The organism is Chloroflexus sp., assembly GCF_034434295.1.
In the GTDB taxonomy this organism is placed as follows: Bacteria; Chloroflexota; Chloroflexia; order Chloroflexales; family Chloroflexaceae; genus Chloroflexus.
The window spans coordinates 33,325-50,652 of record NZ_DAOTZQ010000007.1; the positions used below are offsets into that span (position 1 = coordinate 33,325).

General features: G+C 55.1%; 11 protein-coding genes. 4 read left to right on the top strand and 7 right to left on the bottom strand.

Features of this window, described 5'->3' with window-relative positions:
- Nucleotides 1-74 precede the first annotated feature (74 nt).
- Nucleotides 75-995, top strand: a complete 921-nt coding sequence (locus tag VAE57_RS01970) for a hypothetical protein (protein ID WP_322820238.1) — start codon at nt 75-77, stop codon at nt 993-995.
- A gap of 148 nt (nt 996-1,143) precedes the next feature.
- On the opposite strand, the gene VAE57_RS01975 is transcribed toward VAE57_RS01970, so the two are convergent.
- From VAE57_RS01975 to VAE57_RS01990, 4 genes are read right to left on the bottom strand one after another with little or no spacing between them, the layout of a single operon-like run.
- A complete protein-coding gene (locus VAE57_RS01975; protein WP_322820239.1) occupies nt 1,144-2,316 on the bottom strand; it encodes a response regulator in 1,173 nt (390 codons plus the stop codon).
- Nucleotides 2,317-4,485 (bottom strand): diguanylate cyclase, encoded by a 2,169-nt coding sequence (locus VAE57_RS01980; protein ID WP_322820240.1) that lies wholly within the window; start codon nt 4,483-4,485, stop codon nt 2,317-2,319.
- Nucleotides 4,466-4,864 (bottom strand): response regulator, encoded by a 399-nt coding sequence (locus VAE57_RS01985; protein ID WP_322820241.1) that lies wholly within the window; start codon nt 4,862-4,864, stop codon nt 4,466-4,468. Before VAE57_RS01985 ends, VAE57_RS01980 begins: the two co-directional genes overlap by 20 nt.
- A gap of 16 nt (nt 4,865-4,880) precedes the next feature.
- Nucleotides 4,881-8,510, bottom strand: a complete 3,630-nt coding sequence (locus VAE57_RS01990) for a PAS domain S-box protein (protein WP_322820242.1) — start codon at nt 8,508-8,510, stop codon at nt 4,881-4,883.
- A gap of 750 nt (nt 8,511-9,260) precedes the next feature.
- Here VAE57_RS01990 and VAE57_RS01995 point away from each other — a divergent pair.
- The 3 genes from VAE57_RS01995 (at nt 9,261) to VAE57_RS02005 (ending at nt 12,964) form a co-directional block, all read left to right on the top strand.
- Nucleotides 9,261-10,895, top strand: a complete 1,635-nt coding sequence (locus VAE57_RS01995) for a hypothetical protein (protein ID WP_322820243.1) — start codon at nt 9,261-9,263, stop codon at nt 10,893-10,895.
- Between the two features lie 12 nt (nt 10,896-10,907).
- Nucleotides 10,908-11,330 (top strand): hypothetical protein, encoded by a 423-nt coding sequence (locus tag VAE57_RS02000; RefSeq protein WP_322820244.1) that lies wholly within the window; start codon nt 10,908-10,910, stop codon nt 11,328-11,330.
- Nucleotides 11,331-11,398: 68 nt separating this feature from the next.
- Nucleotides 11,399-12,964 (top strand): ATP-dependent acyl-CoA ligase, encoded by a 1,566-nt coding sequence (locus VAE57_RS02005; RefSeq protein WP_322820245.1) that lies wholly within the window; start codon nt 11,399-11,401, stop codon nt 12,962-12,964.
- A 465-nt stretch (nt 12,965-13,429) separates the two neighbouring features.
- On the opposite strand, the gene VAE57_RS02010 is transcribed toward VAE57_RS02005, so the two are convergent.
- The 3 genes from VAE57_RS02010 to VAE57_RS02020 all read right to left on the bottom strand — a co-directional run.
- Nucleotides 13,430-14,464 carry a Gfo/Idh/MocA family oxidoreductase gene (locus tag VAE57_RS02010; RefSeq protein WP_322820246.1) on the bottom strand — a complete coding sequence of 345 codons (1,035 nt, stop codon included), beginning with the start codon at nt 14,462-14,464 and terminating at the stop codon, nt 13,430-13,432.
- A 31-nt stretch (nt 14,465-14,495) separates the two neighbouring features.
- A complete protein-coding gene (locus tag VAE57_RS02015) occupies nt 14,496-15,968 on the bottom strand; it encodes a sugar transferase (RefSeq protein ID WP_322820247.1) in 1,473 nt (490 codons plus the stop codon).
- A gap of 7 nt (nt 15,969-15,975) precedes the next feature.
- On the bottom strand, nt 15,976-17,328 hold a 1,353-nt coding region (locus VAE57_RS02020; RefSeq protein ID WP_322820248.1), incomplete at its 5' end, for an NAD(P)/FAD-dependent oxidoreductase.

Below are 17,328 nucleotides of genomic sequence, written 5' to 3' on the forward strand. Positions count from 1 at the left end.
ACACAATATTTTGACGATGCTCGCGGCCAGATCGTATAATTGGCAGCGACCCGGTTTTGAGGAGCGTCGCCGCTATGCTTGAACCTTCAGGACACTGCCCATACCTCGGTTTGAAACAAAATCAGGCGATCCGCTTTGCGTCACCGACGCCAGAGCATCGCTGTTATGCTTCCGGTCAGGCACAAGAGATCCCTCGCGTTGAGCCAGATTATCAGGTTCGCTATTGTCTATCGACCGATCATGTACGTTGCCCATTATACATGGGGATGCCGTTACCTACAACGTCATCCCCGGAAGTTGTACCGGCAGGGGGGGCCTCTATCATGGTCAGTTCACCGCCATCACCTGGTCTGCGGGCATGGCTCGCTGACCTGACCCCGCGTGATAGGCTGATCTATACCGTTTTGCTTTCAGTACTGGCGATAGCACTGATTGGATATGCCCTGGGTGGTATTGCCTTCATTAACACACTCTTTACTCCCGCAGCATCACCGTCGGTGGTTGTGCCGGCATCTGTAACACCGACAGCGCTGCTAACCTCACCGACAGTTGCTGCTAGCGGTGATAGCACTGCCACGCCATCGCCAACGCTGACCGCTTCACCAACCCTGACTCCATCGCCAACGGCAACTCCTTATGAGCTAATACCGGTGACCAATACGCCGACGGTGCCAATCTTTGTTCCACCACCACCACCGCCGCCAACGCCGACGGAAACACCGCTGCCAGAGGTGCCGCCGGAGATACCGTCCGAGGTGCCGACTGAGGCTCCGCCAGTGCCCACCGAGACACCGCTGGAGGTGCCGACTGAGGCTCCGCCAGCGCCCACTGAAATACCGCCAGAGACACCCACTGAGGTACCGCCGACGCCCACCGAGACACCTCCGGAGGTGCCCACCGAGGCACCACCGGAGGTGCCGACTGAGATACCGACGCCTGAAGTTGTGATCGAGGCGTCGCCAACGCCCGAACCACAACGCACGGCGACGCCGTAGGAGTGAATAGACGAACACCGATAGGTGTCAGTCTTGTGTCTGTCACTTGTTGATGCCAAAACCGGTAGGGACCAGCTTTACACCTGCTCCTACCGGTTCTGATGTTGATGAGGTGGGGTGAGAGTCTGCTATTGGCTGCGGTGACGTATCACCGGGTTACTGTATCTGTCTGCACGTTTTGATTGGCGTCGAGCTGTTTCATCATCTGATCGGCCAGATAGAGAATCTGTTGAACGAAGGGGTGTTTTGGTTGTTCAAGAATCAGTGGTGTGCCACGATTAACTGCTGTGACGACCGGCTGACCGCCACTCATCACGTGAAAGTTGACCTTACGGCGTAGTACGCGCTCGATTTCATTCACACCAATGCCAACGCTGGAGTTAGATCGGTTCAGAACAATACTGATCGCCCGTGGATCGATGCCTAACTGGTTAGCCAGCCCCAGGAATAAACTGGTATTCTTCAATGGGCCAATTTCCGGCGTAATGACCAGCAAGACGTGATCGGTACGATCAAATACGGATAATGTGCGATCATCGTAGCTGGTCTGGCAATCAACCACCACGTAATCGGCATTCACAGCCAGTAAATCAAGAATGCGAGTCAGATGTTCAGCGCTTACCAGCTCTGCCTCTTCAGGCCGTGGCGGAGCGAGTAAGGCTTGCAGTCCTGATGGATGGGAAAGCAGAACCTGTTTTACCATCTCCTGCTCGATCTCGTCGCCGCTGCGGACAATGTCGATGATGCTGCGTGTGGGTGCGATATTGAGATGGACGGCAACATCACCAAAGGTAAGATCGGCATCGACAATCACGACCCGCCGGCGCGAACGCAGGCGCAGGGCCAGCGCCACCGATACGGCAATTGTTGTTTTACCGACACCGCCCTTTGCCCCGAAGACGGTAATCACCTTTCCGCGTTGTGCTGGTGCAGCCGGGGTCTCGATTGTCGTGCGTGCCAGGATGTTCTTGACCCGGTAGACCAGCTCTTGCGGTTCAAATGGTTTGGCCAGGTAGTCGTTGGCACCGGCTTCAAAGCCGGCAATCTTGGCACTAATATCGCCTTGTGCGGTAAGCATCAGAATCGGGAGAGTTTTGGTCAGCGGATGCTGCCGCACACGTTTACACAGGGTATAGCCATCGATGCCGGGTAACAACACATCACAGATCAGGGCATCGGGTAGATTCTTGTAAATCTGCTGTAATGCCTCTTCACCACTGGCGGCACGCCGCACTTCGTAACCAGCACCACGCAGCACCAGCTCGAGCATCTCGGCAACGGTATCGTCATCATCAACGATCAGCAGTGTTTGGGATTTCATCTATGTGCTCCTCTCTGATGCACTCAGGCGATCAAGCAAGGCTGATAACGCACCGGCAGCCAGTGGAATGAGTAGATAATCATCGACACCGAAAGCAACCGTAGCCGCGGCACGTGGTTCGGCGGTTGCCGGAGCGATGGTAACAATACGTCCCTTTGCGAAGTGTTCGCGCAACAGAATGATATTCGCAGTACGCGCCCCTTCAATCTGCGTCATATCGACCAGGATGAGGTTGGGTGGGATTGGCGCTTCATACTGCAAGGCACGTTCAACATCAGCGATCATGTCGTACATCAAACCCTGGGCCGCAAGCGCCTGGCGCAGCAGGCGGCGTTGAATACCATTAGCACTGATGATCAACGCCCGCCAGAGGGGTTGCTCGTTGCGGGTGGTTGCTTCGTCTTTGGCGGCTGGTAGCAGAAGCGGCGGCGCATCATCGGCGGTTGTGTCAACAACGATGCGGTTACGACCGGCATGTTTGGCCTGGTAGAGGGCTGCATCGGCAGCCTGTACCACACCAAGCTGGCTACGGTGATGTGGATAGCCAGCAATCCCGGCGCTGAAGGTAACTGTGAATTCGCCGGCAGGCCCATAGTGACGGAGTGCAGCAAAACTGGTGCGAATCGTATCAATCAAGGTACGGGCTTCTACCAGTGAGGTATTCGGAAGGGCAACCAGAAACTCTTCGCCACCGTGACGCCCGATAAGGTCGCTTTTGCGCAGACGCTGTTGCAGGAGGCGGGCAAAGCTGCGTAAGACCTGATCGCCGATCAGGTGCCCATACGAGTCGTTAACGCGCTTGAAGTGATCGATATCAATAATGGCGATACTCAACGGTTGTTGCAGGCGCTCGGCACGGGCGAATTCGCGACTCAACTCCTCTTCTACCGCCTGATGATTCAGCAGTCCGGTCAGGCTATCGCGGATGAGAAAGCGCTGAAGGTAGCGTGCGCGCATCGCTCGCGCCGAGATTGCTGCTACCAGATCGGCAGGCGAGATTGGTTTAGCAAGGAAGTCGTCGGCCCCCAATGAGAGCACCGATTGCTGCTTTAACCGATTGGTCTCAGCCGAGAGAAAGACGATGGGCATGCCGACGTAGCGATCTTGCTGGCGAATGATGCTGGCCAGTTCTTTTCCGCTGCAAATCGGCATATACATATCGAGGACGATGAGATCGGGTTGAAATACCTGCAACTGGTTCAGTGTCTCGCGGGGATCAGTAATCGCCCGTGCATGGATACCGGCTATTTCCAGGCTATGAACACAGTTTTGACCAAACTCATGATCGTCATCCACGATCAATACGCGCAGGGGGGTGTTTTCTTCGACACCGGTCAGCCGGTCGAGGGCATTGATCAACTGCCCGGCATCTACCGGCTTGGCGAAATAAGCATGACCTCCACTACGTACTGCTGCCAGACGGGCAGTAAAGTCATCGCGTTGCGAGATATAGATGACTGGTATTGGTTCGGTGCGTTCGTGTTGCAGGTTGGTGATGGTCTCGGTGCCGGCCAGATCACCCTCTGGGAAGACGATGTCCATAATGATTGCTGCCGGATTGATGGCACGGATCAGGGTAGGCAGTCCTTCCAGATCGTTTACCAAATGGACATCGTAGTTGAAGAGGCGTAACTGCTCGACCAGTTTCGCAGCGAACTCGCGATCATCTTCGACTAAAACGATGGTTTGCGGACGACCGTTTGGTTCGCGTGGCGTTGCCGGTGGTTGCGATTGAGGGATAGGCGGTACAGGTTCGGTGTCCGTTACGGTTATTGGTGGTGGCTCTGATGGCGCTGTTGATGGCGTGGGCTGATCCGTTTCCGGTACCGTTGTGGAGCCGTGATATTCGCCTAATACCTGTTGTAGCAATGCAATCTGTTGGGCCAGATGTTGACGAGCAAGGGTGTCCAGGGGTTGGTCGTGCTCAAGCCACTCTTTCAGCTTGAGATCGATCTCACGGGCCACCGCACCGAGGTTAGCGAAACCGAACATTGCAGCCGAACCGGCCAGTTTGTGCGCAAGCTGGAGCAGCTCCACACCAGCCGTCTTATCCCAGTCGCTCTGCACAAGCTGGTTCCAGGCTGCGTGGATCGCCGTCACACGTTCGCCAATTTGCGTGGCATACCGTTTGCGCAATGCTTCAAACTGTTCAGCGGGATTGGGTCTCATGAGCTTTTGCCCAAATTGCTGCAACCTGTGCCGATAAGGTCATTGGATCAAAGGGTTTGGAGATAACATCAATTGCCCCTAATGCCAGATACTGCTCGACTTCATGGCGCTGGACGCGGGCAGTCATGAAGATAACCGGTGTGTTAGCCAGCGCAGGGCGTTTCCGTAGCTCTTTCAGCGTGGTTGGGCCATCCATTCCCGGCATCATCACATCGAGCAAAATCAGATCGGGAGCAAACTGTTCGGCGGTAGCGAGTGCTTCTGCGCCTGAACTACAGATTTGCACTGTATAGCCACCAACTGCCTCAAGCGCCAGTTGGGCTACCATTTGAATGTCGGGATCATCTTCGATGAAGAGGATTTTTTGCAGTAATGTCACAACACTGGCTCCTTTCTTATCGAGCTTCTTTTGGGGTAACCGGTAACGAGATCGGCTGATCGAGCAAGCAACTGACCGTTGTTAGCAATTCGGTGTTGGTGGTGCGCGATTTAACCATCGTTACCGCCACTCGGCTGACAATCTCCGGCTCCAGATCATGCACCGAGAAGAAAATAACCGGTACCGGTGGTTGCAGACGCTCGATCAGCGGTAAGAGATCAACGCCATTACCATCGGGCAGGTGTTGATCGAGAATGACCAGATCAAAGGCTTGTGCTTGCAGTAACGCCTGGGCTTCACTGATGGTTGTTGCCGCTTTCACATCGGCGATCTCAGCCAGCAGTAAACTTACTACCGCTACGACATCACTGTCGTCTTCTACGTGAAGAATGAGCGGTCGACCGGTACCGGTGCGGCGGGATGCTCGCTGTAGAGCAGCGAGCAGGCGTTGCTGATCAATAGGCTTTGGTAACCAGTCTACCACATCCAGGTCATGACCGCTTGCCAGTTGCTCTTCGCCGGCACGGGCCGATACAACCACAACCGGCAAGGTACGGGTGTGAGGTTGTGTGCGTAATTCGCGCAAAAAGGCGATGCCATCTTCGTGAGGCCATAGCAGATCGAAGGTGATAGCTCGATACTCACGCTGCGCCAGCAAGTCACGTGCTTCGGCCAATGAATAGGCAACGTCGGTTGCATAGCCTGCCTGTTGCAGCATCAACGAGAGCAAGACGGCAATGTCGTGATCATCTTCGCAGATCAGAATCCGTGGTCTATCGAATTGTGGTGGTAATGATACAGTAGTATTTGTATTGGAGCGATACTCGGCCAGATCGACATAGAAGGTTGTGCCTACGCCGCTGGCAGTGACAAAGCCGATCTGACCGCCATGCCGTTCGACAATAGCTCGACTAATGCTTAAGCCCAAACCGGTACCACCCTGTCGGCGAGTATTGGACGAGTCGGCCTGGGCAAATTTTTGGAAGATGCGATCACGGAATTCAACCGGGATACCCGGCCCATGGTCGGTAACGGTGATGCGTATCCGTCCGCGTGGTTCGCGTCCGATAGCGACTTCGACTTTACCTCCTGGTGGCGAGAACTTGATTGCATTCGAGATCAGGTTGGTAACCACCTGTGTCATACGATCAGGATCGACGTACACCTGTACACCTGGTAAAGTTGCGGTGAGTTCGATAGTCACATCGTACTGTTGCCCAAAGCCACGGTTTGCCTCAATGGTCTGGCGTACCAGTTCGTCGAGGGCGACCGGCTGGAACTTGAAGACCATCTTACCCGACTCGATCTTCTCGATGTCGAGAATATCGTTAATGAGACGGATCAATCGTTCACTATTTTTGAGCGCAATGTCGATCATCGAGGCTGCCCGTGGTGGTAACTCGCCGACGACTCCACCGGCCAGCAAGCCGAGCGAGCCACGAATGGAGGTGAGCGGTGTGCGCAGTTCATGCGACACAACGGCCACGAACTCGTTTTTCATTCGTTCGATGGCACGTCGTTCGGTCACATCACGGAAGAACCAGACCCGTCCGTAGTATTCACCTTCGGCACTGATAACCGGGGCGCTATAGCGCTCGAACGTGCGACCATCTTTCAGCTCGATCTCGGCCTTTCCGCTCAGACTGGGGTTGGCATACAACTCTTCAATCTCGTTCCGTACTCGTTCGGGATCGCAGACCTGGGCCAGCAACGCTTCCATGCACGTACACATCACGTGATCAACTTCCATATCTGACAGATTCCACATTTCACGGAACCGCTGATTCGAGTAGAGGCAGCGACGTTCGGGCGAGACAACCAGCACGCCATCGGGAGAGGCTTCAGTCTGACACTCAAGTAGGGTCTTCTGGAAGCGCAATTCCTGTTCGGCCAGTCGGCGAGCAGTAATATCGTGGAAACTGGCAACAGCGGCGTAGACGTTTCCCTGTTCGTCGCAGAGCGGTTGGGAGTTAATCGAGAGCCAGGTCAGATCGCCAGAGGGTTTACGAATGCCCATGATCACGTCATTAAGTGCCCGGCCAGTGGTTAGCGAGACCATAACCGGATGCTCTTCGCCTGGAAATGGGCTGCCGTCTTCGTGGATCGTCTGCCAGCGCGGGTCGAAACTGGTGCGTCCGATCAACTGATCGTGACTCAGACCAAGAATACGTTCGGCGCTGGCGTTGCAGGTTTCAATCTCGCCTGCACGATTCATCACCACGATCCCCTCACTCATTGCTGTAATCACCGAGCGATAACGAGTCTCGCTGGCCCGCAACTGCTCTTCACTCTGCTTGCGAGCGGTGATGTCGAAGCGGACTGTAAGGTAACGTTCGGGTTTGCCATCATCACCGATGAACGGTACGATGGTTGTATCCACCCAGAAAAGCCGACCATCTTTAGCCCGGTTGCAAATCTCGTTCCGCCAGATGCGCCCGGCTTTAATGGTTTGCCACAGGTCGGCGAAAAATTCTGGTGGATGAACACCAGATTTGAACATGCGATGGTCTTTACCGATCAATTCATCAGCGCGATAGCCAGTGATCGCGCAGAAACGTTCATTCACTTCCAAGATACGCCCTTCGGGATCGGCAATCGAGAGAATAGTTGATTCGTCGAGGGCGTTCATCACATCCCGGCTCTCTTTGAGCGCTGCCCGTAGCATGCGCTCCATCTCTTTTTGCTGGGTGATGTCTGACTCAATGGCGATGAAGCGGATCAGATTGTGCTGATCGTCGTACACCGGTGAAATATCGAGTGCCAGCCAGTATGGTTGTCCTTGTTTTGTGTAATTGATGATTTCGGCCTTTACCGATTCACCATTGTTGAGTGCCTGCCTGATCTGGGCTATGGTTGCCGGATCGGTCTCTGGTCCTTGCAAAAACTCGTCGGGCTTCCGCCCGCGCACTTCGTCCAGGGTATAGCCGGAAATGCGGGTAAAACCTTCATTCACCCACTCAATCCGACCTTCGCGGTCGGTAATAATCACTGCGTTATCGGTATGGCGGGCAACCAGTGAGAGCATGCGCAGTTGTTCGGCTTCGCGACGAGCGCGGCGCGTATATGGGCGCAGCACCAACAAACCACTGGCAATCACCAGCAGAAAAATCGTTGCCAAGATACCGGCCTGCGAAAGCGCAATCTGATTGCGTAGCTCCTGGCTCTGGGATAGCAGCAGGTTACCTGACGTGCGGAGATGACTCTGTAAGACGGAAACAATGCTCTGGATTGCATGCAGATCGGGATTGTCGCGATTGAGTTGATCGGCAGGAGCTTCGACTAACCTGTTCACGTGCAAAAGAAAGCGGTCGAGGTCAGTCGTCATTTGGGCGATTGAGAGTGTGGGAATAGCGACCAGCATCCGTTGATGTGTTTGCTGGATTTCGGCGCTCAGTGTGCGTAATTCAGCGCGTAATGAAGCGGCTTGTGCGGCATTGGCAAACAGAGCCAGCTCATTGGCAAAGAGGGCTGCCTGCTGAATACGGATTTGCTGCTGATGCGTTGCTTCCAGTACGGTGTCATTTTGGGATAGACGCGACGTATTGGCTGTCAGCAACCAGTAGCCGCCAACGATCAGCATTCCTATCACCACAAAACTTACGATGTAGGTTTGGGTCAGACGATGGGTTGGTGATGGATGGGCCATACGTTCACCCCTTCTGAGTGGATTGCCATGAGGTGTTGCGCAGTTGGATTGACGAACGCTTCTGCCGTCGCCGCACTTGCTATACATTATACGCTGTGACCCTTTCCAAACTATTGCCAATTGTTAACGAAACGTATATGTCGCGTGTCACCTGATACGTTGTTACGACATCACTGCGATTAACGACGAACAAAGAATTAGGTATCCGGTTCCAGGTTCTTGAACTATTTCAAAAAACAGCTACGAGCAGTTAGATCATTCATTACTGACCGACTTCATCCTTGTGTCAACGGCGTGTCACGCGCCGGATCGCAAGCACGGCTGCTGCGGCAGCCGCTGCCGTACTCCAAACCCTACGACACATGCATAACGAGCGAGCAAGGCAACCAATTCAACGTGTAATGAGACCGAAGATGGTCGCCGGCCATCCTCGCTACTATCCCAGTAGCTTAAAAGCAAAATATGCTGTCGTTGGTGATTGGCGAGCGTTCATGCGCCTGCGCGACCGTCCAGGTGCATGACATCGCGGCTTGTATGAAATTAAGTTCTTGCTATGGCGGGTAGTCAAACGTCTGACTTTCTGCATACAGGCTCATACCGTATAGACAACTCGTTGCATCAGCGAATGATTTGAGGTTGGGAACATGGCTGACAGACAGTGGTACAATAGCGTTACATAACCATATGTTGTCAACCCTTTATGTTACCGGCAACGGCCATTGTTTGTTGGCTCTCGGTAAGGAACGAACAATGCTTGAACGCTGTATTACCGATGTAAAGCTCAGCAAGGAAGAGTATACGCAACTGGCTCCGGGATTGCAGGCACGGCTCTTTGATCTCGAACAGATGCTGCTGGAGGTGCGCATTCCAACCATCTTTGTGTTTGAAGGCTGGGCAGGCACCGCCAAAGCGCGGACAATTGCAACCCTCACCCGGCGCCTTGATCCGCGTGGATTTCGGGTGCATTCGATTACCCCACCGCGCACGTATGAGCAACAGTATCCCTGGTTGTACCGTTTCTGGCTCAAGATACCCAGCTACGGTCAGATGAGCTTCTTTGATCGCTCGTGGTACCGTGAATTGCTGGCGGCCTACACTACCGGTGGCAGTCGTGATGAATGGCGCACACATTGTGAAGATGCGGTCATTTTCGAGCGACAACTGGCCGATGATGGTGCGCTCATTCTCAAGTTCTGGTTACATATCACAAAAAAGCAGCAGGCACGACGCTTTGCAAAGTTGCTTGCCGATCCGCTCAATGCCTGGCGAGTGACTGAGGAAGATCGCCGGCAGCATCGTCATTACAAACAGGTCTATCTGGCCGTCGAAGAGATGCTCTCGCGCACCGATACCGCATTCGCGCCCTGGCACATTATTCCGGCTGCCGATAAACGGTACGCCCGGCTCACCGTCTTGCAAATTATTGTCGGGGCGCTGGAGAGTCGATTGGGAATTACGGCCAGTGACCGTGAGGCTAGTCTTGATGATAGTGGTCTGGCGTTGCGACGCTACTATCTCGATTTGCGCACGCCGGTGGTCTCTGCGCCACGTGCAGCGCCGGTAGATGCGGTTACTGCTACCACTACTACCCTGCAACAGGCTGAACCAATCACAACACCGGTAGTTGTGACGCCGGTTGCGCCACTGTTACGGGCAGCCAGCCCGTTACAGCGCGTTGATTTGAGTTTGCGTATCGATGATGATACCTACCACCGGGAGTTGAAACGGTTGCAGGCCAGGATGTATCTGCTCGGCTTGCAGGTGTACCATCAGAAGCGACCGGTCGTGTTTGTGTTTGAAGGCTGGGACGCAGCAGGTAAGGGAGGTGCTATTCATCGCCTGACGGCGGAGCTTGATCCGCGTGCCTATACCGTGCATGCGATTGCTGCGCCGGCTGGCGATGATAAAGCGCGCCACTACCTGTATCGCTTCTGGCGACGGTTGCCGCCGCGTGGTCAGTTTGCAATCTTTGATCGCTCGTGGTACGGTCGGGTGTTAGTTGAACGGGTGGAAGGATTTGCTCGTCCTGACGAATGGCGTCGCGCCTATGCCGAGATCAATCAGTTTGAACGCCAGTTGGTTGATTTTGGCGCGATTATTGCCAAGTTCTGGCTGCATATCAGCCCTGAAGAGCAATTGCGCCGTTTTGAAGAACGACAGCATGTGCCGTATAAAGCCTGGAAATTGACCGATGAAGACTGGCGCAATCGCGAAAAGTGGCCGGCGTATCTCGAAGCAGCCGATGAGATGCTGCTCCGCACCAGTACGCCCTATGCGCCGTGGACGATTGTCGAGGCCGAGGACAAAAAGTATGCCCGGATTAAGATTTTGCGCACTGCGGTTGAGGTGTTGGAAGCGGAATTGGGGCCGGTGAAGTTAGATTAAGACAGGTTCGTTATGAATGGTCGATGGTTACGCTGGTTGATCTGGATCGCCGGTGCACTCCTGCTGGCAGGTGGGTTGGAGCTGGTACTTGGGGCTGGGGGCAGCGGTATAGGTGTTGCGCTCAGTATCATTGGCGGTGGGCTGATCCAGTATTGGCGGGAACGCCCTGCCCTGTCGTGTGGGATACGTGGGCCACGTCTGCACCCCTTGCAAGTAAGTGCATTCGGGTTGATGGGGTTAGGTGTGCTGTGGTACCAAGGGCAAGGTGGTGATGCCATCACGACGTTGAGCACATTCTGGCCTGCGTTGGGAAGTAGCTGGATACCACTCGTGCTGGTGGTGGCAGGAGTAGGCTGGTTGGGTCTCCTCAGCATCCAGAGCAGTTGCCGCGATGAGCAGTTGCTGGCCATGATGGGAGAGCACGACCGGCGTTGAACCGGGTGTACAGTACTCTGGAAGCTGTTCGCCGGTGAATAGCATGATTCATTACAGCGACAAAGCCTATGAACACGATCTGGCATCTTCTTGACACGCAAGCAGAGCAGTACCCTGATCGCGTGCTGCTCAGGTTTGCCGATCAGCAATGGCGGTATGCGGAGGCGGTGACTCTGGCGCACCAGGCAGCCGGCATGCTCTACGAGCTTGGTGTGCGTCCAGGGGATCGCGTCGGTTTGATGATCGGAAATACGCCCGATTACCTCTGGGCATGGTTCGGGTGTGCTTGCCTTGGTGCGGTCACGGTACCGATCAATCTGCATCTGAAAGGTGACGTACTGCATTACATTCTCGATCATGCCGGGGCAACTGTTTTGATCATTGAAGCGCATCTGTACGAGCGGATTGCGGCGTTGCGTGCCCAGTTACCAGCGTTACGGCATCTGGTAGTGCGAGGAATTGATACGGTGCCGTCAGATGCCGTCCACTGGCACACCGCCCTCAGCGGGGCGCGACCGGTCGCTCCTTCACCGGGGAGTGCAACCGACCTGCACAGTATTCTCTACACCTCTGGCACGACCGGCCCACCCAAGGGTGTGATGCTCAGTCACCACGCCTATCTTCACTCGGCGGCCCTCTTCGCCGATGTGATGATTGGTGCAACAGTCGACGATGTGTTTGGCACCAGCCTGCCCCTCTTCCACATCAATGCACAGGCGCATACAGTGTTACCGGCCATCTATCGCGGCACGACGATTGCCTTAATCGAGCAGTTTAGTGCCTCGCGCTACTGGCGCCAGCTCGCCGATCTTGGGGCCACTATCTGCAATTTGCTGGCGGCGATGATCCCGATTCTAATGAAGCAGGTGCCTTCCGCCGATGATCGGGCGCATCGCGTGCGTATCGCGGCCTGTGCAGCAACGCCGCCTGATTTGTGGCGCGCTTTTGAAGAGCGGTTTGGGGTAACGATTATCGAAGGGTATGGTCTGACCGAAACCACCGGTTTTTGTGTGGCTAATCCACGCGATGCAGTGCGAGTTGGTACCTTTGGCAAAGCGATGCCGGGGTTCGAGCTGGTGATTGTTGACGCCAACGATCAGCCACTGCCGGCGGGTGTGCCCGGCGAGATAGTGATTCGTCCGCAGCGTGACCATCTGATGATGATGGGTTATTATCGCCAGCCAGAACAGACGGCGACGGCGATGCGTGGTGGGTGGTTTCACACCGGCGATCTGGGGCAGCTTGATGAAGCCGGCTATGCGATTTTCATCGATCGGCTTAAGCAATCGATACGGCGACGTGGTGAGAATATCTCGTCGTGGGAAGTAGAGCGGGCGGTCAATGCCCATCCTGCCGTATTAGAGAGTGCAGCGGTCGGTGTGCCTAGCGAACTCGGTGAGGAAGAGGTGAAGGTGGTTGTGGTGTTGCGTCCTGGTGCGACCCTCGATCCGATTGATCTGATACGCTGGTGTGAAGAGCGGCTTGCTTACTTTGCCGTACCACGCTACGTTGAGTTTCGCCAGAGCTTGCCGAAGACGGCAACCGAGCGGGTCGAGAAGTATAAGCTCAAAGCCGAGGGTGTGGGAAACGCATGGGATCGGGAGGCTGCCGGTTATCGGGTGAAGCGTTCGTGAGTGTAGGCGCTGTTAAGGGAAATTGATGAGGCGCGTGCAATGGTGGTGCCGCGGCCAGCAGTATGCTGCGACACACCCCCATTCTCACCCGCCCCCGCTGGGGGCGGGAACTATTGGTGCCGGATGGCTCCTGCTGTCGTGCGCTGGGATTGCATAATACAGCGCAAACGCTGTTCTCCGTCTCCGCCTCCGCGCTCAGGTTGTCGCTAGCGTGATGATGCAATCACGAACTTTTAGTAAACCGGATTGGATATTACGGCTATTACCGGCAACGGTACGCCCCGCACCTGGGTGATCACTGCTGGTGCGGAAGCGAGGCTTCCGCACGCCAGACTGAAACCCGATCTGGAAACCATATTCACCTCGCCTGCAATGACCACAACCAGCAGCTTGCCGGTGATACTTTAGTACGGGGATAAACCCCAAATGAGGTGCATCTGTGAGCAAGAGCTGGTATCACCACTACTAGCCGCCAACTGCCAGTGCTCGTTCGATCAGGCGGGCTGCGGGTTGTTCGCGCAACCCGGCATCGACGATTTGATTGGCAATTTCAAGGGCGACAACACCTGCTTCGCCGCTGACCGGTGGTGCAGTCTCGTAGCGCACGGCTTCGCAGAAGCTGCGCAGTTCTTCGTAGAGTGGTTCTCGTCGTGGTATTTTCATCCTGATGCTACGCCCCTCGCTCACTCCAAGGAGCGCCAGTTCCGGCCAGGCTTTGCCCTGACACGAGTCGTTTTCGTAAAAGGTCAGGTCTTGGGTCAGATAGTTCGCGACGAACATCCCACGCTCACCGATGATACTCAGCTCGCGAATCTTGGTTGGCGTCAGCCAGTTGATGTCGAGGATACCGATCATGCCGTTTTCAAACCGAAGTAACGCCGAGAGCATATCTTCATGGCTCTGGTGGATGTGACGATGGAGTTCGACGTGCATACGCACAATCGGTGAACCAATCAGATAATTGAGAATATCAATCTCGTGGGTAGCCAGGTCGATGACAACACCAACATCGGCGATACGGCCAGGAAATGGCCCCACACGCCGTGATGTAATCTGAAACAGGTTGCCCAATTCGTGGTTGTCGAGCTGTTCTTTCAGCGCAATGATGGCCGGGTTGAAGCGTTCGATGTGTCCGACCGTAAGAATGACACCGTGGCGACGGGCAGCTTCGATCAACAACCAGCCCTGCTCAACTGTGGCGGCAATCGGTTTCTCGACCAGAACGTGTACACCATGGGCAATCGCAGCACTGGCAACAGCAAAGTGGTGCTTGGTCGGTACAACGACCGAAACCAGATCAAGCTCCTCGTTGGCGAGCAAGGCCTGATAATCAGTGTAGATCCGGCAGCGATAGATGTTTGCCAGGTTGCTGGCGGCTGCATAGTTGGTGTCGCAGACGGCAACTAGCTCAACATCTGGCATGGTGGCGTAGACGCGGGCGTGGTTGCGTCCCATGCTTCCGATACCGATAACAGCAGCGCGCAGTGTGTGTTGTTTCATGGTGCCCCCCTCTCTGATGAACGAGGTAATCTCAGTATGCGCCTTCGCCCTTCAACAGGGCCGGAATCGTACGATAGATGATCAGCAGGTCAAGCCAGATCGAGTAATTGCGGATGTAATGCATATCAAGGCGTACCCGATCAGCGTAACCCAGATTGCTACGACCGCTGATCTGCCACAAGCCGGTGAGACCAGGGCGTACCATCAGCAGGTTGTGTTGCCAGCGCCCAAAATGGTGCATCTCGGCAGCGGTGATCATGCGTGGCCCAACCAGACTCATCTGGCCAAGCAGCACATTAATCAATTGAGGTAACTCGTCGATGCTGGTGCGGCGCAGAAATTTACCGACGCGGGTAATGCGGGGATCGTCCTTGAGCTTACCCTTCTGTGCCAGTTCTTCACGTTGAGCAGGGGTCAGGCGCTGGTCACCATCTTCGTACATTGTGCGAAACTTAAATGCATCGAACTGGCGATAGCCGACACCCATGACGCGACGGCGGTGAAAGATTTTGCCCGGACTATCGAGCCGAATCGCGATTGCAACGACCAGGAAGAGTGGTGCAAGCAGGATAAGGCCAATCAAGGCGCCAACGCGGTCAATCAGCAATTTGCCGATAGCGTGGATGCCGGTAATACGGGTTTTGTTGAGGCTCAGCAAGGGAACTGCACCCTGCTCGTGTACCTGAACGCCGATGGTCAACAGATCGAATAGACCCGGTGCCAGGCGGACTTCGAGACGATTCAACAAATCCATTGCCCCATCGAGCACGATCAGTCGTTCGCGGATGAGATTAGTATCAGCAATAATAATCGTCTCGATGTTAAGATCATTTACTAACCGGATGAAGTCGCCGGTAGTTCCCAGCACGCGGCCTGTGCCGACCTCACTGCCAACCGGTAGACGGTCATCGATAAAACCAACGATATTGGCGCCGGCCCGGTGCTCGGCGGATAACTGTTCGGCAATTGCGCTTCCCTCATCGGTAGCACCGATAATCAGGATGCGTTCGGTTAAATGCCCTTTCGCACGTAAGCTGTAGACAACCCGGCGAAAGCCGAAGCGCCACGCAATTGTCAGCGTCACGGTAAGAATCCAGCTCATTACCAGCCAGCCCCGGGCAATGACAATATCGGGGATCAGAAAGGTTAGGCTAACGACGAAGAGCATCCCCTTGCTGGTGGCGTTGAAGACTTGATTGTACTCGTGGGTGCCATTGAACAGTGCCGTGCGCTGGTAGAGACCGTGCATAGCGAAGATGCCAATCCAGCACGGCACCAGCATCGCGATCAAGATGCTGTAAAACTCTGGCTGCATCGCCCCTTCGACAAAGACCGGCAGATTGGTAAAGAAGCGCACGATGTACGCGATCACGAAGCTGGTTGTGACAACAAGCGCATCACCGAGGATCAGTGCACCGATGAGCGCTATTTTCGGATAATCGATTGTCCTCTGGCTAGGCCGGCCATAGGCTGTCGTCGTCAATTCAACGCTGGATATGCTCATAGGAACCTCAGATGAGTGATAACGCTGCTGGCGATGGACGGGTAACAAGCGGCTGAATCAGAGTTGCCACTGAGCGGGCAAAGGCACAGACTGACTCGCCATTTGTAAGCTGTGGATAAATCTGACCGGTGTTGGCCAGGAAGAGACCGTCAATGTCGGTGGTGACAGGTGGAATCAGGTCGGTTGCACCAACGGGATGGATTGGCTCGACGTACCGTTCACGTCCAATGCGGATGGCGGCAATGTCCTCTTTCTGCAAGTCGGGAAACATTTGCCGCAAGTAGCTGAGAAAGACCTGGCGTAATTCGTCATCGGGCATCCGGGCAAAGGGGCTTTCAGCCGAGACGTATTTGGGCAAATAGACCAGATGGTATCCACCAACATACTGCGGATCGATCAGGTTCGTGGTTTCGATTACGCCGGTAAACGGAATGCGTTCATCAGTAATGTTCAGCGTGTAGTAAGGAGTCAGTCGCCGACGCATCACCACCAGCATACACACAATACCCAGGAACCCATCGAGCTGTCCCCAGCGGGCCGCCACTGCCGCTGCTGCGGGTGGCAACAGCCGCCGCGCAATCGGGGTTTGGGCTGTAATCACCACATTGTCCGCCGGGAGTTCGTGACCGTTGACCACCAGACCACTCACCCGTCCGTCAGTAACCTGCAATGTTTCGATGGTGGCATTTAACTCAATCTGACCACCACGTTGCCGGATTGTCGCGGCCAGGGCATCGATTAGCTCCTGGTAGCCGTTAGGCAGGTAGCACATAACCTCTCGGCTACCGCCTTTGGTACGGGTGTCGGTAGTGCGTACCAGGCGTGACCAGATGTAGGTGGCGGGGACGTGACTGAAATCGCCGTCGAATTTGGCGCGCAGGAGTGGCGCCCAGACGTGGCGTACAGTGCGTTCACCGCTGAGGCGAGTGAGCCATTCGGCCACCGGTATCTGTTCGAGGCTCCGCCAGTCTTTGATCCGACGACAGGCGAGAATGGTGTAGGCGAGGCGGAGGCGATCAATCAGGCGCAATGGCGGAAAGCGGAGAAATTCGAGTGGGGTTGACATAGGGTAGATGCGGCCATCGTGGTAGAAGCCCATTTTTGTGGTGGTGTAGCGCAGGCGGTGACGCAGCCCCAGTTCGTCGAACAGACTCATGAGTGTTTGATCGCTGCTGAGGATAGCGTGATAGTATCGATCACACTCCATGCCATCGAGTTCAGGGAAGCGTGTGCGCCCCATCAGGCCACCGAGTGAGGCTGATCGCTCCCACACTCGTACCGGGATATGGCGTTTAAGCAGTTCGTAAGCCAGGCTAAGGCCGAGAATGCCTCCGCCGATAATATCGACCATTGTCCCCCC